Below are 21131 nucleotides of genomic sequence, written 5' to 3'. Positions count from 1 at the left end.
AGATCCCGGATGCCGCCGCAGCGGCATCCGGGATCTTCGCGTTCGCGAGTCGAGCGTGATTACGCGGGGTCTCCGCCCAGCGGCCCCACGGCCTCGAGGGGGCGAGGGTCGTCGGCGCCGGTCTTGCGGGCGCGGGCGATGAGGTTGCCCACGTGGTAGATCAGCAGAGCCGCGACCGTGCCGAGCACGATGCCGCCGAAGGCGAAGTCGCCGAGCTGCATCGAGAAGCCGGCGACGCCGATCACGAGCGAGACGGCCGCGGTGTACTGGTTGACCGGTCGTGAGAAGTCGACCTTGCTGTCGACCCAGATCTTGATGCCGATGATGCCGATGAGACCGTAGAGCGCGGTGGTCGCACCGCCGAGCACACCGGCGGGGATCGAGTTGAAGACCTCGCCGACCTTCGGGGAGAACGCCAGCAGGATGGCGAAGAGACCGGCGACCCAGTAGACGGCGGTCGAGTAGACGCGGGTCGCGGCCATGACGCCGATGTTCTCGCCGTACGTCGTCGTGCCCGAGCCGCCGAAACCACCGGCGATGGTCGTGGCGACCCCGTCGGCGATCAGCGCGCGACCGGTGTGCTTGTTGATCGCGGGGTCTTCGGTCATCGTCGCGACGCCGCGCACGTGCCCGACGTTCTCAGCGACGAGCACCAGGACGACCGGCAGGAACATCGCGATGGTCGACCAGGTGCCGGGAGCGACGAAGTCGGGAAGCTGGAACTCGGGCAGACCGACCCAGGGGGCGTCGGCGATGAGCTCCGCCGGCGTCTTGCCCCCGCGCAGCGCGTTGGGGACCTCGAAGGAGCCCGTGAAGGCGGCGTAGATGAAGCCGACGGCGACGCCGAGGAAGATCGAGATGCGTCCGAGGAATCCGCGGAACAGCACCGCGAACAGGATGATCGCGACGAGCGTGATGGTCGCGGTCACGGGGTCGATCCGGAAGTTGTTCCACGCGGTGGGGGCGAGGTTGAAGCCGATCAGGGCGACGATCGCGCCGGCGACCACCGGGGGCATCAGAGCGTCGACCCAGCGGAGGCCGGCGAACTGCACGACCAGGCCGACGACCGTGAGCAGGATGCCGACCGCGACCACGCCCGCGAGGGCGGATCCGGTGCCGCCGGCTGCGACCGCGGCGGTGATCGGCGCGATGAACGCGAACGACGAGCCGAGGTAGCTGGGCAGCTGGTTCTTCGTGATCAGCAGGAAGATCAGGGTGCCGAGGCCGCTGAACAGCAGCGTCGTCGAGACCGGGAAGCCGGTCAGCGTCGGCACCAGGAACGTGGCTCCGAACATGGCGACGACGTGCTGGGCGCCGATCGCGATCGTGGCCGGCCAGTTCAGGCGCTCTTCGGGCTTGACGACGGCACCGGGTTCGACGGTGCGTCCGTTTCCGTGGGTCTTCCACAGGGGCATGCGGGCTCCTCAGGATCGGGGGAGTGGGAGTGCTGGAGCAACACTACCGATTCCTGAGTGTTGGCTGGGTGCGCGGGGGACGGAGGAGCGGCGGGGTCGCCGCGCGCTACGAAGGAGAACTCGCGCAATGAAGGGCCGCATCCGCAGATCGCCCCTTCGCTGGGTGAGATCTCCTTAGCAGCGAGTGGGAAACGGAGTGAGGGACGGGGGCGGTACCGGGCCTCAGGCCCCGAGGCGCTCGATGAGCTCGCGATACCGGGCGGCGGTGCGCTCGACGATGTCGTCGGGCAGCACGGGCGGTTCACCCTGCTTGTCCCAGTTCGCGGCCAGCCAGTCGCGCACGATCTGCTTGTCGAAGCTCGCCATGCGCTCGCTCGGCGTGGTTCCGGTGCGCCAGGCCTCGGCATCCCAGAACCGGGACGAGTCGCTCGTGAGCACCTCGTCGGCCAGGTGCAGGACGCCGTCGGCATCCGTCCCGAACTCGAACTTGGTGTCGGCGAGGATCAGGCCCTTCTCCTCGGCGATCGCGGCGGCACGTGTGTAGAGCGAGATCGAGACGTCGCGCAGCTCGGCCGCGCGCTCTGCTCCGACGAGCTCGACGGTCTGCTCGAAGGTGATGTTCTCGTCGTGCTCGCCCATGGGCGCCTTGTAGGCCGGGGTGAACAGCGGTTCGGGCAGGCGGTCGCCGTTCTGCAGGCCGGCGGGCAGCGGGATGCCGCAGACGGTGCCGCTCTCGGTGTACTCGGCCCATCCGGATCCGGTGATGTAGCCGCGCACGACGCATTCGACCGGCAGCATCTCCAGCGACTGCGCGAGCATGGCGCGGTCGGCGACGCTCGCGGGGATCTCACCCTCGGCGAGGTGGTTGGGCACATCGTCGAGCTCGCTGAACCACCAGCGGCTGAGACGCGTGAGCAGCGCGCCCTTCTCGGGGATGCCGGGCGAGAGCACGAAGTCGAACGCGCTCACGCGATCGGACGCGACCACGAGGATGCGGGTGTCGGCGGCGTCGTCCGAGGCGTACAGGTCACGGACCTTGCCCGAGTAGATGTGGCGCCAGCCGGGGATGGTCTGCGCGTTGCTGTCCGAAGGTGTGCTCACCCGCCCATTATCCCGGGTCGACGTCGCCGGTGTCGTGTCAAGCCCTGGTGCGACCTCCGATGCATCGGCGAGGCTCGACGGAAGACGAACGGAGGAGTCATGACGAAGGATCTCTCCACGGGGGACCGGGTGAGCTGGAACACGTCGCAGGGGCGCACGCACGGCACCGTCGAGGAGAAGCGGACGAAGGACTTCCGGTTCGCCGGGCAGAGCTTCACCGCCTGCGACGATGATCCCGCCTACATCGTGAAGTCGGAGAAGAGCGGCGACACCGCGGCGCACAAGGGATCGGCTCTGCGCAAGCTGAGCAGCTGATGCTCGCGGGCGCCGTCTTGTCGATGACGCGTGCCAGGCGTATAGTCCACATGGACTATTTCAAGCGGAACCATCTGGGGAGGGGCCGATGCAGCGATTGACCCCGATGGGCGTCATGGTGCTGGCGCTGCTGCGCGAAAGCGACATGCACCCCTACGAGATGGTGCGCCTGATGCGCGTGCGCCGCGACGAACGGCTGCTCGCCGTCACGAACGGGACGCTCTATCACACGGTCGGCCGACTCCAGCGGGCCGGTCTCATCGACGAGGTGGGCATCGACCGAGAGGGCAACCGCCCCGAGCGCACCACCTACACGCTCACGGATGCCGGACGGGACGCGCTGATCGCCTGGCTGCGTCGCGAGCTGTCGATCATCGAGCGCCCGGCCGAGTTCCGCATCGCACTCGCCGAGGCTCACAATCTCGAGCGTCCCGACGTCATCGACCGCCTCCGCGAGCGCCGCTCCGCGCTCGCCGAAGGCCACGCGCTGCACCGTGACGGGCTGGTCGGTGCTCGCAGAAGGGCGCCCCCGAGCAGGTGCTCGTCGAGTTCGAGCGCCAGGAGGTGCTGCTCGACGCCGAGCTGCGCTGGCTCGACTCGCTCCTCGATCGTCTCGAGGCCGAGGAGTTCCCCTGGGGGCCCACGGCTTTCGAGAACACCGACCGCTACCTCGCTGAGCGAAAGGCTGCACAGCAATGACCGATTCCCCCTCGACCGGAGGCCGGCCCACGGCATCCGGGTCATCCGGTCCCTCGACCGGCACCTTCGCCGCCGGGCATCGACCCGCGAGCCCCTGGCCCGCGCTCTGGGCGCTCGTCATCGGCTTCTTCATGATCCTCGTCGACACGACGATCGTCTCGGTCGCGAACCCCGCGATCAAGGCGGCGCTCGACCCGACCACCAACAACCTCGACAACGTCGTGTGGGTCACCAGCGCCTACCTGCTCGCCTACGCGGTGCCGCTGCTGATCACGGGCCGTCTCGGCGATCGGTTCGGCCCGAAGAACATCTACCTCATCGGCCTCGCGATCTTCACGCTCGCCTCGCTCTGGTGCGGGCTGTCGAACTCGCTCGAGATGCTGATCGCCGCTCGCGCCGTGCAGGGGCTCGGCGCCGCCTTCATGACGCCGCAGACCATGGCCGTGATCACCCGCACGTTCCCGCCCGAGCGCCGCGGCGCCGCCATGGGGCTGTGGGGTGCGACGGCCGGCGTCGCGACCCTCGTGGGACCGCTCGTCGGGGGACTGCTCGTCGATGGCTTCGGCTGGGAGTGGATCTTCTTCGTGAACATCCCCGTCGGGATCGTCGCCTTCGTGCTCGCGTGGAGGCTCGTCCCGAAGCTGCAGACCAGTGCGCACCGGTTCGACATCCTGGGCGTCATCCTCAGCGCGGTGGCGCTGTTCCTCATCGTCTTCGGACTGCAGGAGGGCGAGAAGTTCGATTGGGGCGTGATCTGGGGACCGATCTCGGTGTGGAGCATCATCATCACCGGCCTCGTCGTGCTCGCGCTCTTCATCGTGCAGCAGGCGCGCACGCGCAGCGAGGCCCTGGTGCCTCTCGCACTGTTCCGCGACCGCAACTTCTCGGGGGCGAACGTCGCGATCGCCGCGGTCGGCTTCACCGTGACGAGCATGTCGCTGCCGATGATGTTCTTCCTGCAGACGGCGCGAGGGCTCACCCCGACGCAGGCCGCGCTGCTGCTGATCCCGATGGCCGTGCTGTCGGGCGTGCTCGCCCCGTTCGCCGGCAAGCTGCTCGACCGCATCGACCCGCGGATCATCCTCATCCCCGGTCTGCTCTGCGTGGTCGTCGCGCTCGTCTGGTACTCGGCCCTGATCAACATGGACACCGAGATCTGGATGTTCCTGCTGCCCTCGGCGCTCATGGGCGTCGGCAACGCCGGAATGTGGGGACCGCTCGCCACCACCGCGACGCGCAAGCTGCCTCCCCGCCAGGCCGGTGCCGGCGCGGGCATCTACAACACGACCCGCACCATCGGATCGGTCATCGGCTCGGCATCCATCGCCGCGTTCATGCAGTCGCGTCTCGAAGCGAACCTGCCGGGTCTCGCCGACGCACCCGCGGGGATCGAAGGCGGAGGATCGCTTCCGCCGCAGGTCGCCGAGGGATTCGCCGCCGGCATGTCGCAGGCGATCCTGCTGCCGGCCTGCGTGATGGTCATCGCTCTCGTGGCGTCGCTCTTCCTCGGCCGCTACGACAAGGCGGATGCCGCGGCATCCGCCCCTGCGGAGGCGCCCGCCCCCGCAGCGTGACCGGTCCGTCGGCGAGCCGGGTCGACTGCGCGATCGTGCAGCGGGCCCGGCTCTCCCGGTTTGCGGCCGTGACCGCGGATGTGATCTCATCGGGCGATGACGATCGAGCTCACGAGGCCCACCACCGACCTGTTCGACTCCTGGGCGGCTGCGGTCGCCGAGTTCGGTGACGGGCACGTCGACGGGTCGGGTCTGCAGGCGCCGGTCACCCCGGATCGGGCGACGCTGGACGCGCTGATCGAGAAGTCGGCGGTTCTCTCCGACACGTCCGCGCAGCTGCCCGAGGATGCCGTGCACAACGATCTGTACTGGATCGTGGATGACGGCGAGGTCGTCGGGTTCCTGTCCTTCCGGCACGAGCTCAACGAATGGCTGCGTGAGGCGGGTGGTCACATCGGCTACTCGGTGCGCGCCTCCCGTCGTCGCCAGGGCTACGCATCGGCCGCGCTGCGGCTCGGACTCGAGCGTGCCCGCGAGATCGGACTCGAGCGCGTGCTGGTCACGTGCGACGACGACAACGTCGGCTCCTACCGAACGATCGAGGGCGCCGGTGGCGTGCTGCAGGACGTCAGCGACCAGTCGGAGCGTGGACACGCCATGCTCCGGCGCTACTGGATCACGCTCTGACGCCGATCCGCGAAGCGCCTCCGGGACAGGGGTGCCGGTCGTCGCCGGTTAGGGTTGATGGTCGACGACCATTCCGGTGGCAGCATCCTGCCGCCCGTCCCCTCTGAGGAGCATCCGTCGTGATCCGAAATCCCACCTCTGCATCCGCGCGCCTGCGCGCGCTCGGACGCACCGCCGGGGCGATGGCGCTCACGGCGTTCGTCGCCGTCGGAGCCCTGCTCGGCGGAGCGTCCGCCGCGACCGCGGCCGATGACTCCGAGACCTACGTCATCGGCACGGACACCACGTTCGCGCCGTTCGAGTTCACCTCTCCCGACGGTGAGCTCGTCGGCATCGACATGGACCTGCTGCGTGCGATCGCGAAGGACCAGGGCTTCGAGGTCGAGATCCGTCAGCTCGGATTCGACGCCGCCGTGCAGGCCTTGCAGGCGAACCAGGTCGACGCGGTCATGGCCGGGATGTCGATCACCGAGGAGCGCCAGGAGACGTTCGACTTCAGCGAGCCGTACTTCACCAGCGGCATCCAGCTCGGAGTGCTCGAGTCGAGCGACATCCAGTCGCTCGACGACCTCGACGGCGAGGCCGTGGCGGTCAAGACCGGCACGCAGGGCCAGACCTTCGCGGAGGAGAACCAGGACGAGTACGGCTTCCGCATCACGCCCTACCAGGACACCACCGACATGGTCGACGCTGTCAAGGCAGGCCAGGCCGTCGGCTACTTCGAGGACTTCCCGGTGCTCGCCTACGGGATCCAGCAGGGGTCGGGCTTCCGCCTGATCGGTGAGCCCGAGCTCGGCGGCGAGTACGGGTTCGCCGTCAACAAGGGGCAGAACCCCGAGCTGATCGAGATGTTCAACGAGGGTCTCGCGAATCTCCAGGCCTCCGGAGAGTACGACGAGATCGTCGACAGCTACCTCGCCGGCGGCGAGGAGACCACGCAGGCGACCGACATCTTCTCCGTCGCCGTGAAGTACTGGCCCGCTCTCATGGAGGGCCTCTGGCTCACGATCCTCGCGACGCTCGTCGCGATCGTGGCCGCGTTCATCCTCGGCCTCATCTTCGGCTTCGGCCGCGTCTCGGCCTTCGCGCCGTTCCGCTGGGTGGCCACGGCCTACGTCTACGTCTTCCGCGGCACACCGATCCTCGTGCAGGCGTTCTTCGTGTTCTTCGCCATCCCGCAGCTCTTCCCCGGGCTCACGTTCAACCCCTTCGTCGCCGGAGCCATCACGCTCTCGCTCAACACGGGCGCGTACATGACGGAGATCATCCGCGGTGGCATCCAGGCCGTCGACCCGGGCCAGGCCGAAGCGTCGCGTTCGCTCGGTCTCGGACACTGGAAGACGATGCAGAAGGTCGTGCTGCCGCAGGCGTTCCGCATCATGGTCCCCTCGTTCGTCAACCAGGGCATCATCACCCTCAAGGACACGTCGCTCATCAGCGTCATCGGCCTCGCAGAGCTGACCTTCGTGTCGCGTCAGATCATCGCCTCGACGTACCTGTCGGCGCAGGTGCTGACGATCGTCGCCATCATCTACTTCGTCGTGATCACGCTTCTGACGCTGCTCGCGAACCGCCTGGAGAGGAAGTTCACCGCATGAGCAAGATCGAGGTCAGAGACCTGCACAAGTCCTTCGGCGACAACCACGTGCTCAAGGGCATCGACCTCACGGTCGAGGACGGCGAAGTCGTCGCGGTCATCGGCCCGTCGGGGTCGGGGAAGTCGACCCTGCTGCGCTGCCTCAACAAGCTCGAGGAGCCGACGTCGGGCCATGTCATCGTCGACGGCGTCGACCTGACCGACAAGAGCGTCAAGCTCGACGAGGTGCGCCAGCGCATCGGCATGGTGTTCCAGCACTTCAACCTGTTCCCGCACATGACGGTGCTCGAGAACATCACTCTCGCTCCCGTCGAGCTCGGCAAGCTCTCGAAGGCCCAGGCGAAGGAGCGCGCTCTGGCTCTGCTCGACCGCGTGGGCCTGGCCGAGAAGGCCGATGCCAAGCCGGCATCCCTGTCGGGCGGTCAGAAGCAGCGCGTGGCGATCGCCCGCGCGCTCGCGATGGACCCCGAGATCATGCTGTTCGACGAGGCGACCAGCGCCCTCGACCCCGAGATGGTGGGCGAGGTGCTGCAGGTCATCCGCGACCTGGCGTCCGGCGGCATGACGATGGTGCTCGTGACGCACGAGATGGGCTTCGCCCGCGAGGTCTCGGGCCGCACGGTGTTCATGGACGCCGGAGTCGTCGTCGAGGAGGCGCCGCCCGCCGAGCTGTTCGGCGCGCCGAAGAACGAGCGGCTGAAGGACTTCCTCTCGAAGGTCCTCTGAGCGGTACTCCATGACGAAGGCCCCCATCCGGTTCCGGACGGGGGCCTTCGTCGTGTGCAGCAGCCCGGCGCTCGTCAGACACCCGGGCACAACTTCGGAGACCCGGGCACGACTTCGGAGGCGGGGTCTGGCATGCCGGGATCGAGGGCGGATGCTTCGGCCCGCCGTGCGAGGCATCCGAAGCTATGCCCGCGGGGCAGGTGGATGACGGGGATGGGGTGGGGAGGGGCGAGAGTCAGTCGGAGGTGACCGGGGACTGCACCGGAGCCGGATGCCGACGGATCGTCGCGCTGACGAGAGCCGCGACCGCGCAGAGGCCGGCGGCGGCGAACCACGCCACCGTGTACTGGCCGGTGTGGTCGCGCACCAGCCCGGCGAGCACCGAGGCGATTCCCGCGCCGATCTGGTGCGACGCGAACACCCAGCCGAACACGAGCGGCCCGCGGTCGCCGAAGACCTCGCGGCAGAGCGCGATGGTGGGTGGCACGGTGGCGACCCAGTCGAGGCCGTAGATCACGATGAAGACGACGATGCTCGGCTGCACCTCGGCCGACAGCAGGCTCGGCAGGAACAGCAGGCTCACGCCGCGCAGCGCGTAGTACGCGGCGAGCAGGATACGGGGATTCACCCGGTCGGTCAGCCAGCCGGAGAACACGGTGCCGGCGATGTCGAAGATCCCCACGACGGCGAGCAGGCCTGCGGCAGTGGTGGTCGGCATCCCGTGGTCGTGCGCGCTGGGGATGAAATGCGTGCCGATCAGTCCGTTCGTCGTCGCGCCGCAGATCGCGAAGCCGATCGCCAGTGCCCAGAAGGTCTTGGTGCGCGCGGCGTCGCGCAGGGTCGTGATCGCGAGACGCGCTGCTCCCCAGGCGCTGCCCTTCGGACGCGGTGTCGCCACGAACGGACCCGTGTCGCCGTACCGCGTGACGCCGAGGTCGCTCGGGCGGTTGCGCAGGAAGATCCAGGCCAGGGGCACGACCGCGAGCGCGCCTCCGGCGATGATGAGCGACGCTCCTCTCCAGCCGACATCCTCGGCGGCGACCGCGATCACCGGCAGGAAGATGAGCTGCCCGGTGGCGCTTCCGGCCGTGAGCACGCCGGAGACCAGACCTCGCCTGGTAGCGAACCAGGTGTCGGTGATGGTCGCCGCGAACACCAGTGCCATGGAGCCCGTGCCGAGACCGATCAGCACGCCCCACGTCAGGATCAGCTGCGCGGGAGTGGCGACGAAGACGCTCAGGGCGGCGCCCGCCCCGATCACGAACAGCGCGGTGACGGTGACGGCGCGGATGCCGAAGCGCTGCATCAGGGCCGCCGCGAACGGTGCCGTCAGACCGAACAGCAGCAGGTTGACGGTGACGGCGAGGGAGAGCTCGGCGGTGGTCCAGCCGAACTCCTCTTGCAGGGGCAGCATCAGCACGCCGGGGGCGGCACGGAATCCGGCGGCGCCGATCAGCGCGATCAGGGCGACGAGCGCGACGATCCAGGCCGGGTGGATGCGGCGCTGCCGCTGCTGCGGAGTGGTCGCGGGTGCGGGCGTCTCGGTGGGCTCATCGACCGATTCGGCGGTCATGCCGCGGTGCCCGTGGTCAGAGCGAACGGCTCGCCGCCCATGCTGCGCCGCGCCCAGCGAGTGCTGTCGGCGTCCAGCGGCGCGGAGCAGCGCGCGCACCAGTCGGACGAGGCCGCGACCTCGCCGCAGCGCGCGCAGCTGACCGTCAGTCCCCAGGGCCCGTCCGGATCGGTCATGCGCGAGAACCGTGCGTACGCGTGCAGGATCGGCAGGGTCTCGCGCCCGGCGTCGGTGAGTCGGTAGCCGGGGTCGTCCTGCGCGACGAGGCCGGCGTCGGCCATCGACGCGAGGCGCCGAGCAAGCACCGAGTCGGCGGCTCCGGTGGCATCGCGAAGCTGATCGAAGCGCGTGCGCCCCGAGAACATCTCGCGCAGGATCAGCAGCACCCACGGGTCGGCGAGCACATCGGCGGAGCGTGCGATCGGACACGTGGCGGTCGACCAGTCGGAGCGGAGCGGCATCCGCTCACTTTCTTGAAGAAAGTGAGCGGTGTCAAGAGGCGTGCAGAGGATGGCGGGTTCCGGTCGCAACTCGGCAGAGAAGCGTCGGACGTCGGCGCCGCAACGGGCGCGCGTCGGACTACTCCGCGACGCGGGCGGCGATGTCGGTGCGGAAGTGCGAACCCTCGAGGCGGATGCGGCCGATGGCCTCGTACGCGCGGTCGCGGGCGGTGCGGAAATCCGACGCGACCGCGACGACGTTCAGCACGCGTCCACCGGTCGCGACGAGCGAGCCTCCCGGGGCGTCCGGGCTGGCGGTCGCGGCGTGCACGAGGCGGACGCCCTCGACGGCCGCTGCGTCGGCGAGGCCCTCGATCGGGCGACCGGTCTGCGGCGCCTCGGGGTATCCCTCGCTGGCGAGGACCACGGTGATCGCGACGTCGTCGCTGAAGACGGGCTCCGGCTGGTCTTCGAGGGTGCCGGATGCCGCGGCGAGCAGCAGCTCCGACAGCGGCGTCACGAGGCGCGGCAGCACGATCTGCGTCTCGGGGTCGCCGAAGCGGGCGTTGAACTCGATGACGCGCACGCCGGCGGGCGTGAGGATGAGCCCGGCGTAGAGCAGGCCGATGAACGGGGTGCCCTCGCTGTCGAGCTGGCGGATGACGGGGAGAGCGACGTCCCGCGTGACCTCCTCGACGAAGGCCTGCTCGCTGCCGAACTGGTCGGCGAGCCACGGCAGCGGCGAGTACGCGCCCATGCCGCCGGTGTTGGGTCCCTCGTCGCCGTCGAGTGCACGCTTGAAGTCCTGCGCCGGGCTGAGCGCGCGAACCGTGTCGCCGTCGCTCAGGAAGAAAAGCGAGACCTCGGGCCCTGAGAGGAATTCTTCGATCAGCACGGGGCCGGACGGCAGGTAGTGCTCGGCGTGGGCGAGCGCGTCAGCGCGGTCGGCCGTGACGATGACGCCCTTGCCCGCTGCCAGGCCGTCGGCCTTCACGACGTACGGGGCACCCAGCTCGTCGAACGCGGCCTCGACCTCGGCGGTGGTGATGGCGCGCACCGCGCGACCGGTGGGCACGCCCGCGGCGTCCATGATCCGCTTCGCGAACGATTTGGAGCCCTCGAGCTGCGCCGCCGCCTTGCCGGGGCCGAACACGGGGATTCCGTGCGCGCGCAGCACATCGGCGACGCCGGCGACCAGCGGAGCCTCGGGACCGACGATCACGAGATCGATGGCGCGCTCGTTCGCGAACGAGGTCACCGCGGCGCCGTCGAGCATGTCGACCGAGACGGGGGTCGCGTCCTGCGCGATGCCGGCGTTGCCGGGGGCGACGAAGATCTCGTGCTCCGCCTTCTCTGCTCGCAGAGCGAGGATGATCGCGTGCTCACGGGCACCGGAACCGAGGACGAGAATCTTCACCTGTCCAGACTACCGAGGCGGGCGCGCGGGTTTCAGCGGTGTGCGCGTCTCAGCACAGAACCGCGCCCGGTGCCGGTATCGGGCGCTGTAGGGGCCCCGGGCCACATCCGTGCTGAATCGTGAACGCGCGACCGGCGAGACAGTTCAGAGTTCGACGGGGCGCTCGATCGACGGGTCCCAGTCCCGCGTCCAGCCGGCGGCGTCGAACAGCGCATCGAGCACCATCGCGGTGAAACCCCAGACGATGGTGCCGTCGACGTCGAAGGCGGGTCCCCGCCAGGTGCGACCCAGGCGGTGGATGGTCGAGGTGAACCGGGTGGCCGGGTCGAGCAGCTGTGCGACCGGCACCCGGAAGACGTCGACCGTCTCGGCGTGGTCGACGGCGGCGACGCGCGACGGCGAGCGCCACCAGGCGAGCACGGGGGTGACGACATGGTTGCTCGCGGCGAGGGGCAGTTCGGGCAGTGTGGCGAGGATCTCGACACCGGCCGGGTCGAGCCCTGTCTCCTCCTCCGCCTCGCGCAGGGCGGTGGCGACGGCATCCGCATCCTGTTCCTCGCGCCGGCCGCCGGGGAACGAGACCTGCCCGGGATGCGATGACAGCGTCGCGGCCCGACGCTGCAGCAGCACGTCGAGGTCGGCTGCGACGGTCACCTCGTCGGTCTGCGCCGGGATGGTGTCGAGCCGACCGAAGAGCACGAGCACGGATGCCGGATGGGCGTCGCCGACGATCGGCGGAAACGGCCTCGACCAGCTCTCGCGCCGTTGCGTCGCAGCGAGCAGCTCGGCCCGTGCGCCGTGCAAGGTATCGGGATTCTGGCTCATCGCCTCGAGCCTATGCCTGTGTGCGGCGGGGCAGGGCGAGTGGCGTGTGCGCCAGCGAGGGAGATTCGCGCCTCGGAAGGCCGAATTCGGGGAATCCGTCCTTCCCAAGCGCAGATCTCCTTCTCACGCGCACGGGGAGCGCGTGGGCGTCCACGGTGAACGAGCCCGGCGTAGCCTGGTCACCATGCCCTCCAGGAAGATCGACATCATCGACGGGCGCGCGGCGCTCGATGCGGTGCGGCGAGCGGATGCCGCGGGCGAGAAGCCGCAGCGCACCGATCTCGCTACGGCCGTGCGGTACCTGCTGCAGCTGCTCGACGAGAAGGCGCCCGGCAACAGCGTCGAGGTGCGAGTGCCTCCGTTCGGTGCGGTGCAGGTCATCCAGGGGCCCCGGCACACGCGGGGGACCCCGCCGAACGTTGTCGAGATGGATGCAGCGACGTGGATCGCCGTCGCCACGGGCACGGAGCACTGGTCGGATGCCGCGGCATCCGGTCGTGTCAGCGCATCGGGCACCCGCGCCGATCTCTCGGACGTGCTGCCGCTTCGTCCCTGACCTGCGGCAACTGTGGCGGCTGCGGCGGCGTCAGAGGCCGCGGCGCGCGACCACCAGCGGCACACCGGTGACGGGATGCGGGAACACGTCGACCGGCTGACCGTAGACCGCTTCGATCCTCTCGGCCGTGAGCACGTCGGCGGCCGCACCCGTTGCGGCGACCCGACCCTCCGAGAGCAGCGTCACGCGATCCGCGTGAGCGAGAGCGGCGTTGAGGTCGTGCAGCACGATCGCGACGGCGATGCCGGCATCCGCCTGAGAGCGGATCAGGCGCATCACGTCTTCGTGATGCTTCAGGTCGAGTGCGGCGGTCGGCTCGTCGAGCAGCAGGATGCCGGTGCTCTGCGCGATCACGCGGGCCAGCGCCACGCGGGCGCGCTCACCTCCCGAGAGTGAGGTCACCGCACGCGTGGACAGCGACAGCACCTCGGTCGAAGCCATAGCCGCGGCGACGATCTCGTCGTCCTCTTCGGCCGCACCGGTGCGTGCCCACGGCGCCCGGCCCATGCGCACGACCTGCTCGGCGCTGAACGGGAACGACACCGCGTTCTCCTGCAGCAGCACCGCTCGCGCTCGTGCCATGTCCTGCGCGCGGATGCCGGTGATCGGCGAGCCGTCGAGCAGAACCGCGCCCGCGCTCGGGGTCACATCGCCGGCGAGAACTCCGAAGAGAGTCGACTTGCCCGCGCCGTTGGGCCCGACCAGCGCGTGGATCTCGCCCGCTCTGACCTCGATCGACGCGTCGTCGAGGATCGCGCGCTCGCCGCCGACGAGCACGGTGACGCCGGTGGCCTGCAGTCGGGTGGCGGTGTCGACGGCACTCATGCCCATCCTCCCGAGCGCCGCCGCGTGCGCACGAGCAGCCACAGGAAGAACGGTCCGCCGACGAGCGAGGTGATCATGCCGATCGGCAGGTCGGCGAGCGGGACGGCCGTGCGGGCGACGAGGTCGGCGACCGCGATGAGCAGCGCTCCGCCGAACGCCGAGGCGATCATGAGCGGAAGGTGCGCGGGGCCGATGATCATGCGCATCAGGTGGGGCACCACGAGGCCGGCGAATCCGATGATGCCGGCGAACGCGACCGCCGCGCATACGAGGATCGCGACGGTGACGATGACGACCATCCGCAGCAGCTCGACGTTGACGCCGAGGTGTCGGGCGGTGCGCTCGCCGAGGGCGAAGAGGTCGAGCTGCTGCGACACGATCAGCGCGACGACGACACCGATCGCGACGAGCGGAGCGACCAGCGCCACGTTCGACCAGAGGGCGCCGTTCAGCGAACCGAGCTGCCAGAACACGATCTGCTCCCGCGTCGACGTCGTGCCGAGAAAGGTGAGGAAGGCCATGCCGGCGCCCGCGATCGCATTGATCGCGATGCCCGTCAGCAGCAGCGTCACGACCTCGGTGCGGCCGCCGGACCGGCTGATGAAGTAGACGGCGAGCACGGCCGCGAGCCCGCCGAGGAAGGCGAACGCGGGGGTGGTCCACATGCCGAACGACGCGAGCCCCAGCGTGATGCTCGCCGCCGCGCCGAGGGCAGCACCGGACGAGACGCCGACGACCCCGGCATCCGCCAGCGGGTTTCCGAAGATCGCCTGCATGAGCACGCCTGACACCGCGAGGGCGGCACCGACGAGCAGGCCGAGCGCAAGGCGGGGGAGACGCAGGTTGTAGATCACGCCGTAGTCGGCCGCCTGGGTGGGTGCCCAGGCGGTGTCGATGCCGATGCCGCGCAGCAGCACCCCGATGAGGTCGGTGGGGGAGAGCGAGTACTGGCCGCTCGTGATCGACGCGATGCAGGTCACGAGGAGGGCGGCGGCTAGGCCGATGATGACGAGCGTGAAGCGCAGCCCGAGATGACGCGACGGCGTGCGGGTGACGACCTCGCCGGTCACTTCGCGGACTCGGCGGTCGCGGACTCGGGTGCGTAGAGTGCTCGAGCGAGTGCGCCGATCACGTCGGCCGATCGAGGGCCGAAGCTGAGGATCTCACTGTCGGCCATGTCGATCACGCGCCGGTTCGCTCCTGCGGGAGTCTCGGCGATCGCCGGGATGCGCTCGATCAGGCCGTCGATGCCGTCGACCGATTCGAGTCCGTCGGTCATCATCACGAGCACGTCGGGCTTCGCGGCGACGAGCGCTTCGGCGGTCATCGGCTTCATGCCGGTCCATCCGATCTCGGCCGCGACATCGACCCCGCCGACGGCGTCGATCAGAGAATCGGCACCAGAGTCCTCGCCGAAGATGTAGTAGATGTTCGCGTTGCCGCGCACGTAGAGGAACAGCATCCGCGCCCGGTCGTCGACGTCGGACGGCGCGACCTCGGCGATCTCGGCCAGCGCATCGTCGAGGTCGGCGTCGAGGCGCTCGATCAGCGCGGCCCCGCGCGAAGGCACGCCGAGCGCCGCGGCGATCTCGGTGACCAGCTCGTCGGTCGTGTCGAGTCGCCGGTCGCTCGAGATCACCACGACCGCAATGCCGGCGTCGCGCAGCTGCTGGCGGATCTCCTTCGGGCCGATCGTGGTGTCGGTGAGGATGACCGTCGGAGCGAGTTCGAGGATCGCCTCGGCATTGAGCGTGTGGCCGGTCTTGGTGACCACGGGGAGTTCTTCGGTGCCGGCGAACATCGTCGACGAGTCGCGGCCGACGACCTGATCGCCGAGGCCCAGGGCGAAGACGGTCGAGGCGATCGTGCCCGAGATGTCGATCGGCAGGATGCGGTCGACGTCCGTGATCTCGACCTCGCGACCTTCGCTGTCGGTGACGGTCACGGGGAGTTCCGGGGCGGTGTCGTCGGCGGCCGGCTCGATCGCATGGTTCGAGAGACAGGCCGTGGATCCACCGGTCGCGCCGCGCACGTCGTCGACGAGATCCAGCTCGGCGAGGGGAGCGGATGCCTGGGGGCACGCGTACGCGGTCTCGCTCTGCTGCGGTGCGGCGGAGGCTCCCGGGTCTGCGCACGCGGCCAGACCGACGGCTAGAGCGGCAGCGAGGAGAAGGGCTGAGGCGCGTCGCATTAGGCAAGGCTATCCTAAAACTTGACTCGACCTCACGGCCGCCTCTATTCTCAGGAATGGAGCTTACTTAGCTAAGCCTAACCAACAATCACCCTCTCGCCCGACCGCACAGCGGCACCGCCGGCGCGCACCGATTTCGCGCGCCTCGGAGCCTGGAGAATCGTGAACGCCACAGCCACAGCATCCACGGGGAGCAGCCGCATACGCGTGCTGGTCGCCGCCTTCGTCTCCCTCCTTCTGATAGCGGCCGGTGCGGTGATCGTTCCCCCGCGCACGCAGCGAGCGGGACTGTCGCGACGTCCGTGACCTCTGTCGACACGGCTGGCATCACGGTGCAGGTCGACGCCTCGGGCTTGCCCGACGTCACGCGCATCTATGCAGCGCTCATCGTGAAGGGCACCGAAGCCGGGCTCTCAGGCCCCGGCGGCGGGTACGCGGCGTTCGCGCAGCCGTTCCCCACGGTGACCGCCGGCGCGAGTGCCTTCACTCTGACCGCCGCCGCAGCTGGGCTCGACCGCACTCAGATGTACGAGGTGCTCATCTGGCAGCAGCACTCGGTGCCGAACGCTCAGACCATCTATGCCCGGGGCGACGTCGCCATCTCGGGTGCGCAGTGGGATGCGGTCTTCGGTGTGGAGACGACCGATCCGGGTACGGACCCGGGTACTGACCCGGGTACCGATCCGGGCACGGACCCCGGAACCGATCCGGGCACGGACCCCGGAACCGATCCGGGCACGGACCCCGGAACCGATCCGGGCACGGACCCCGGAACCGATCCGGGCACGGACCCCGGAACCGATCCGGGCACGGACCCCGGAACCGACCCCGGAACGAACCCCGCTGCACCAGCGATCGAAGTGTTCCTGGCTGACGGCACGACGCCGGCCGGCACGACCGCACTGAAGGCGGGCGACAAGGTCGTCGTGAAGGGTTCGGGTTACGACCCGACCGCGAACGTCGGGGGCCGCGGCGTGCCGATTCCGGCGAACCTCCCGCAGGGCACGTATGTCGTGTTCGGCAACTTCGCTTCGACCTGGCAGCCCTCCGCGGGCGCCGCGGGAGCAACGCGCTCCGTCGGGGCTCAGGCGTGGGCGCTGGCCGAGGCGGTTCTGAATCAGGTTCCGGCGCAGTTCCAGGGCGCGATCCGCGCCCAGTGGGTGAACATCACAGCCGACGGCACGTTCGAGGCGACGGTGACGCTGAAGGACGCCGCGGCCGCCCCCGGCGCCTACGGCATCTACACCTACGGCGCCGGTGGCGTCACCAACGCCGCTCAGGAGAAGAGCGTCGCCCTCAACTACTCGGGCGCACCCAAGATCACTGTCGCTTCGGCGGTCGCGACGGGTGACCCCGGCATCACCACGACCGTGACCGGCTCCTCGTTCGGCTCGGCGACGGGCGTCTATGCGGCGGTCATCGAGAAGGGCACCGAGGCGAACGTGACTGCAGGCGGCGGGTTCGCCGCCATGCACTACGTTCGCGGCATCACGGGTGGTGCGTTCTCGGTCGATCTCACGGCGAAGGCGGCAGATCTCGATCGCACCAAGAGCTACGAGGTGATCGTCTGGACGCAGCACACGCTGCCGAACGCCCAGACGATCCTCGCTCGCGCGGCGGTCACGGTCAGCGACGCGGACTGGGATGCCATCGAGCCGACGACTCCGGCCGAGCCTGCGATCCAGGTGTTCCTCGCTGACGGCACGACTCCGGCCGGTGCCAACGCGCTGAAGGCAGGTGACAAGGTCGTCGTGAAGGGCTCGGGGTATGACCCGACTGCGAACGTCGGTGGTCGCGGCATGCCGATCCCCGCGAATCTCCCGCAGGGCACGTACGTCGTGTTCGGCAACTTCGCCTCGACCTGGCAGCCCTCGACGGGCGCGGCCGGCTCGACGCGTTCGGTCGGCTCGCAGGCGTGGGCGCTCGCAGAGAGCGTGTTGAATCAGGTTCCCGCGCAGTTCCAGGCCGCGATCCGCGCACAGTGGGTCGACATCGCCGCCGACGGCACCTTCCAGGCGACCCTGACGCTGAAGGATGCTCCGGCGACGCCGGGCTCTTATGGCGTGTACACCTATGGCGCCGGCGGCGTCACCAATGCGACGCAGGAGAAGAGCGTCGCCCTCAACTACGACACCGCCTCGGCCTCGCTCACATCGACCGTGAAGTCCGCGACGGCAGCGGACGGTCTCACTGTCACGGCATCCGGTTCGCAGCTGGGTGATGTCACCGGTGCGTACGTGGCTTTGATCGAGAAGGGCACGGAGGCGGATGTCACCGCCGGGGGTGGCTTCCTGGGGATGCAGTACGTTCGCGGCATCACGGGTGGCGCGTTCAGCGTCGATCTGACTGCAGCTGCTGAGACCCTCGATCGTTCGAAGACCTATGAGGTCATCGCGTGGCAGCAGCACTCCTCCCCACCTCGGACACGATCTACGCCCGCTCGACGGTGAAGATCACCGATGCGCAGTGGAACGCGCTGTTGGGTGCTCCGGATGCTCCGGCTCTCACGACCGCGGTGAAGTCCGCGAGCGCGGCTGACGGTCTCACCGTCACTGCCACCGGTTCGAGACTCGGCGACGCGACGGGTGCGTATGTGGCTCTGATCGAGAAGGGCACCGAAGCCGACGTCACGGCTGGTGGTGGCTTCCTCGCAATGGAGTACGTGCGGAACATCACGGGTGGCGCGTTCGCCGTCGATCTGACTGCGGCCGCGCAGACCCTCGACCGTTCGAAGACCTATGAGGTCATCGCGTGGCAGCAGCACACCCTCCCGACCGCGGACACGATCCATGCACGCTCGACCGTCAAGATCACGGATGCACAGTGGAACGCGCTGTTGGGTGCTCCGGATGCTCCGGCTCTCACCACCGCGGTGAAGTCCGCGAGCGCGGCTGACGGTCTCACCGTCACTGCCACCGGTTCGAGACTCGGCGACGCGACGGGTGCGTACGTCGCGCTGATCGAGAAGGGCACGGAGGCGCAGGTCACCGCCGAAGGTGGCTTCCTCGCGATGAAGTTCGTGCAGGGCATCGAGTGGGGCGCGTTCTCCGTCGACCTCAACGCTTCGGCCGAGAGCCTTGACCGCACGAAGACCTATGAGGTCGTCGCGTGGCGGCAGCACACCCTCCCGACCGCGGAGACGATCCACGCACGCTCGACCGTCAAGATCACGGATGCACAGTGGAAGGGCCTGTTCGGCGAGAAGCCCGAGACCCCGCCGACGCCTCCGAACCCGACGACTCCGACCTCGCCGGCGGTCTCGGTGCCTGGCGGCTCGCTGCGGTGGGGCATCTCGACGTCCTTCACGGAGTATGTCGTCGGCGGTATCGCCAAGGGGGCGATCGACGTATCCGGCGGGGCGACCCGTTCGAACGGCGTGTTCCAGTTCGGCCAGACGGTCGGCGGTGACTACAACGCGGCGACCGGTCTCGGCAGTGTGATCTATCGCGGCTCGGTGCGCTTCACCGGTCACAGCGGCGTCCTCGATGTCACGGTGTCGAACCCGCAGGTCACCGTCACCTCCGCAGGCGCGGCGACGCTGTCCGTGACGCATGGCGGCGCCCAGGTGCCCTTTGCGACGCTCGACCTGTCCCGAGCCGCCATCACGACGGCGAACGGCGCGGTGAGTTACTCGGGCGTGCCCGCGTCGCTGACGGCCGAGGGGCGTGACCGCGTGCTTGCGGGCTTCTCGACCAATCTGGATCCCGTGTCGTTCACGATCGGCTCGGTTGCGGCGGCTCCGACCGGCTCCACCGGAACGGTTGCGGCTGCCGTGGTGCAGCCGAAGGCCACGCTCCCCAGCACACCGCCGGCGACGACGGGCATCGAGATCACCGACGAGGAGCTCGCGGCGTTGCAGTCAGGAAAGTCGGCGACGTTCTCGGCATCGGGATTCCAGCCGAACGAGACCGGCATCAAGGTCGTCGTGTACTCGACCCCGGTGCTGCTCGATACGATCTCGGCGGATGCGTCGGGCATCGCGACCTGGTCAGGCTCGCTGCCGGCCAGTCTCGAGGATGGTCCGCACACGCTGACCCTGCAGGGGTCGGTGGTTCGCGGTCTCGAGTTCACCCTGACGCGGGAGGCTGCGGTGATCGGGGCGTGCACGGTCGACGGCGCCACTCTCGAATGGGGATACAAGGAATCGTTCCGCACCTACATCGAGGGCATCGCGGCCGGGGGCTGGACGTTGACCGATGTGGTCTACGAGTACCCCGATTTCGTGTGGTCGAGCGGCGCGGGTTCGTTCGACGACGAGACCCTCGTGGGGCTCGTCGGGTTCGGTGGCAGCATCAACTTCACGGGTCATGATGGCGCGCTGAACACGACTCTGGCCAACGCCCGCCTCGAGCTCGCCGGCGATACCGGCTATCTCGTGTTCGACGTGCTCGGCACCACGCAGGACGGACAGAGCGTCGACCAGAAGGATGTCCGTCTCGCCGAGTTCGCGCTCGGAGACACGACCGTCGTCGACGGAATGCTGTCGCTCGACGGGGTTCCCACCTCCCTCACCGAGGCAGGGGCCGCCGCCTTCGGCACCTATGCCGCCGGCGAGGAGCTCGACCCGGTGACCGCGCGGATCCCTGTCGCGGCCGAGTGCGGTGTCGTGGCTCCGGAAGAGGACGAGCCCGCCGAGTCCCAGGGCACGGCAGCCGCCGCATCCGTCACGGCTGCCACGGACACCGACAGCGCCCCGGTGTGGCCGTGGATCGTCGGAGGCCTGGTGATCGTCGTGCTCGCCGTCGGCGGAGGCGTGCTGATCGGGCGCCGCACTGTGGCGAAGCCGACCGACTCCGAGGTCCCGACCGAGGTCTGATCCTCCGCAGAGCCGCATCGCCGTCCCCGCAGCGCACGCGGGGAGGGCGATGCTCTCTGCGCACGTGGGGAGCGACCCACAGCCAACGGTGGGACAATGGATGCATGTCCTCCCACGATTCCTCCCAGACGGTCGAGGCGACCGTCCGCCGCGTGCCGCGCTTCGGCGTGTTCATGGGCATCGGCGTCGTGCTCGGCATCATCGCCGCCGGCATCCTGACGATGATGGGCAGCTACGAGCCGTCCGAAGCGGTCAACGTCGTCTACCCGCCAGGGCAGGTGTTCGGATTCCTGCTGCTGTGGACGGTGCCGATCGGCTTCGCCCTCGCGAGCGTCGTCGCGCTGATCCTCGAACGCGTCGCGCGTCGCCACGACCACGTCGTCAGGGTCGAGCACGAGACGATCATCGCGAACGACTGATCACGCCCCGGGGCG

Annotated in this window: 19 protein-coding genes and 1 pseudogene; 11 read left to right on the top strand and 9 right to left on the bottom strand. The window is 69.2% G+C overall.

Annotated features, from left to right (window positions below):
• Window positions 1-59 precede the first annotated feature (59 nt).
• Both ACZZ93_RS08965 and ACZZ93_RS08960 read right to left on the bottom strand, forming a co-directional pair.
• The gene (locus ACZZ93_RS08965; RefSeq protein ID WP_056276489.1) at window positions 60-1415 is read right to left on the bottom strand and encodes a uracil-xanthine permease family protein; all 1356 of its coding nucleotides are present in this window, start codon (window positions 1413-1415) and stop codon (window positions 60-62) included.
• 222 nt (window positions 1416-1637) lie between these two features.
• Complete coding sequence (locus ACZZ93_RS08960; protein WP_463510907.1) at window positions 1638-2516, bottom strand: phosphoribosylaminoimidazolesuccinocarboxamide synthase; 879 nt, start codon at window positions 2514-2516, stop codon at window positions 1638-1640.
• Window positions 2517-2615: 99 nt separating this feature from the next.
• Between ACZZ93_RS08960 and ACZZ93_RS08955 the strand changes: the two genes are divergently transcribed.
• The 7 genes and pseudogenes from ACZZ93_RS08955 (at window position 2616) to ACZZ93_RS08925 (ending at window position 8054) form a co-directional block, all read left to right on the top strand.
• The gene (locus ACZZ93_RS08955) at window positions 2616-2831 is read left to right on the top strand and encodes a hypervirulence associated TUDOR domain-containing protein (RefSeq protein ID WP_463510906.1); all 216 of its coding nucleotides are present in this window, start codon (window positions 2616-2618) and stop codon (window positions 2829-2831) included.
• Between the two features lie 88 nt (window positions 2832-2919).
• Window positions 2920-3114 (top strand): annotated as a pseudogene (locus ACZZ93_RS08950) (PadR family transcriptional regulator); the annotation flags it as partial.
• A 254-nt stretch (window positions 3115-3368) separates the two neighbouring features.
• Window positions 3369-3530, top strand: a complete 162-nt coding sequence (locus ACZZ93_RS08945; RefSeq protein WP_463510905.1) for a hypothetical protein — start codon at window positions 3369-3371, stop codon at window positions 3528-3530.
• Entirely contained in the window at window positions 3527-5104 is a 1578-nt protein-coding gene (locus ACZZ93_RS08940; RefSeq protein ID WP_056276494.1) for a DHA2 family efflux MFS transporter permease subunit, read from the top strand. Before ACZZ93_RS08945 ends, ACZZ93_RS08940 begins: the two co-directional genes overlap by 4 nt.
• 96 nt (window positions 5105-5200) lie before the next feature.
• Window positions 5201-5731 carry a GNAT family N-acetyltransferase gene (locus tag ACZZ93_RS08935; protein WP_072590632.1) on the top strand — a complete coding sequence of 177 codons (531 nt, stop codon included), beginning with the start codon at window positions 5201-5203 and terminating at the stop codon, window positions 5729-5731.
• A 119-nt stretch (window positions 5732-5850) separates the two neighbouring features.
• Window positions 5851-7329: an amino acid ABC transporter substrate-binding protein/permease gene (locus tag ACZZ93_RS08930; protein ID WP_072590633.1), complete on the top strand. Its 1479-nt coding sequence runs from the start codon at window positions 5851-5853 to the stop codon at window positions 7327-7329.
• The gene (locus ACZZ93_RS08925; RefSeq protein ID WP_056276496.1) at window positions 7326-8054 is read left to right on the top strand and encodes an amino acid ABC transporter ATP-binding protein; all 729 of its coding nucleotides are present in this window, start codon (window positions 7326-7328) and stop codon (window positions 8052-8054) included. Before ACZZ93_RS08930 ends, ACZZ93_RS08925 begins: the two co-directional genes overlap by 4 nt.
• Window positions 8055-8289: 235 nt before the next feature.
• Here ACZZ93_RS08925 and ACZZ93_RS08920 read toward each other — a convergent pair whose 3' ends face one another.
• The 4 genes from ACZZ93_RS08920 to ACZZ93_RS08905 form a co-directional block, all read right to left on the bottom strand.
• Window positions 8290-9627, bottom strand: coding sequence for an MFS transporter (locus ACZZ93_RS08920; protein ID WP_463510904.1), 1338 nt, complete (start codon window positions 9625-9627; stop codon window positions 8290-8292).
• Window positions 9624-10088, bottom strand: coding sequence for a winged helix-turn-helix transcriptional regulator (locus ACZZ93_RS08915; protein ID WP_463510903.1), 465 nt, complete (start codon window positions 10086-10088; stop codon window positions 9624-9626). Before ACZZ93_RS08915 ends, ACZZ93_RS08920 begins: the two co-directional genes overlap by 4 nt.
• A 118-nt stretch (window positions 10089-10206) precedes the next feature.
• Window positions 10207-11484: a phosphoribosylamine--glycine ligase gene (purD, locus tag ACZZ93_RS08910; RefSeq protein ID WP_400340042.1), complete on the bottom strand. Its 1278-nt coding sequence runs from the start codon at window positions 11482-11484 to the stop codon at window positions 10207-10209.
• 144 nt (window positions 11485-11628) lie between these two features.
• Window positions 11629-12309 carry an NUDIX hydrolase gene (locus ACZZ93_RS08905; protein ID WP_400340045.1) on the bottom strand — a complete coding sequence of 227 codons (681 nt, stop codon included), beginning with the start codon at window positions 12307-12309 and terminating at the stop codon, window positions 11629-11631.
• Between the two features lie 184 nt (window positions 12310-12493).
• Between ACZZ93_RS08905 and ACZZ93_RS08900 the strand changes: the two genes are divergently transcribed.
• Entirely contained in the window at window positions 12494-12865 is a 372-nt protein-coding gene (locus ACZZ93_RS08900; protein ID WP_400340048.1) for a sterol carrier family protein, read from the top strand.
• Between the two features lie 30 nt (window positions 12866-12895).
• Here ACZZ93_RS08900 and ACZZ93_RS08895 read toward each other — a convergent pair whose 3' ends face one another.
• Genes ACZZ93_RS08895 through ACZZ93_RS08885 form a run of 3 tightly spaced genes read right to left on the bottom strand, consistent with a single transcriptional unit; the run spans window position 12896 to window position 15881 of the window.
• Complete coding sequence (locus ACZZ93_RS08895; protein WP_463510902.1) at window positions 12896-13690, bottom strand: heme ABC transporter ATP-binding protein; 795 nt, start codon at window positions 13688-13690, stop codon at window positions 12896-12898.
• Window positions 13687-14760, bottom strand: coding sequence for a FecCD family ABC transporter permease (locus ACZZ93_RS08890; RefSeq protein ID WP_463510901.1), 1074 nt, complete (start codon window positions 14758-14760; stop codon window positions 13687-13689). Before ACZZ93_RS08890 ends, ACZZ93_RS08895 begins: the two co-directional genes overlap by 4 nt.
• Window positions 14757-15881: a heme/hemin ABC transporter substrate-binding protein gene (locus ACZZ93_RS08885; RefSeq protein WP_463510900.1), complete on the bottom strand. Its 1125-nt coding sequence runs from the start codon at window positions 15879-15881 to the stop codon at window positions 14757-14759. Before ACZZ93_RS08885 ends, ACZZ93_RS08890 begins: the two co-directional genes overlap by 4 nt.
• Before the next feature lie 302 nt (window positions 15882-16183).
• On the opposite strand from ACZZ93_RS08885, the gene ACZZ93_RS08880 reads away from it, so the two are divergent.
• The 3 genes from ACZZ93_RS08880 (at window position 16184) to ACZZ93_RS08870 (ending at window position 21116) form a co-directional block, all read left to right on the top strand.
• The gene (locus ACZZ93_RS08880; RefSeq protein WP_463510899.1) at window positions 16184-18331 is read left to right on the top strand and encodes a hypothetical protein; all 2148 of its coding nucleotides are present in this window, start codon (window positions 16184-16186) and stop codon (window positions 18329-18331) included.
• Window positions 18277-20697 carry an HtaA domain-containing protein gene (locus ACZZ93_RS08875; protein ID WP_463510898.1) on the top strand — a complete coding sequence of 807 codons (2421 nt, stop codon included), beginning with the start codon at window positions 18277-18279 and terminating at the stop codon, window positions 20695-20697. Before ACZZ93_RS08880 ends, ACZZ93_RS08875 begins: the two co-directional genes overlap by 55 nt.
• Before the next feature lie 104 nt (window positions 20698-20801).
• Window positions 20802-21116 carry a hypothetical protein gene (locus ACZZ93_RS08870; protein ID WP_053098612.1) on the top strand — a complete coding sequence of 105 codons (315 nt, stop codon included), beginning with the start codon at window positions 20802-20804 and terminating at the stop codon, window positions 21114-21116.
• The last annotated feature ends 15 nt before the right edge of the window (window positions 21117-21131 follow it).

This window comes from Microbacterium sp. AC026 (assembly GCF_979258475.1).
This window is presented reverse-complemented; position numbering and strand designations above follow the sequence as displayed.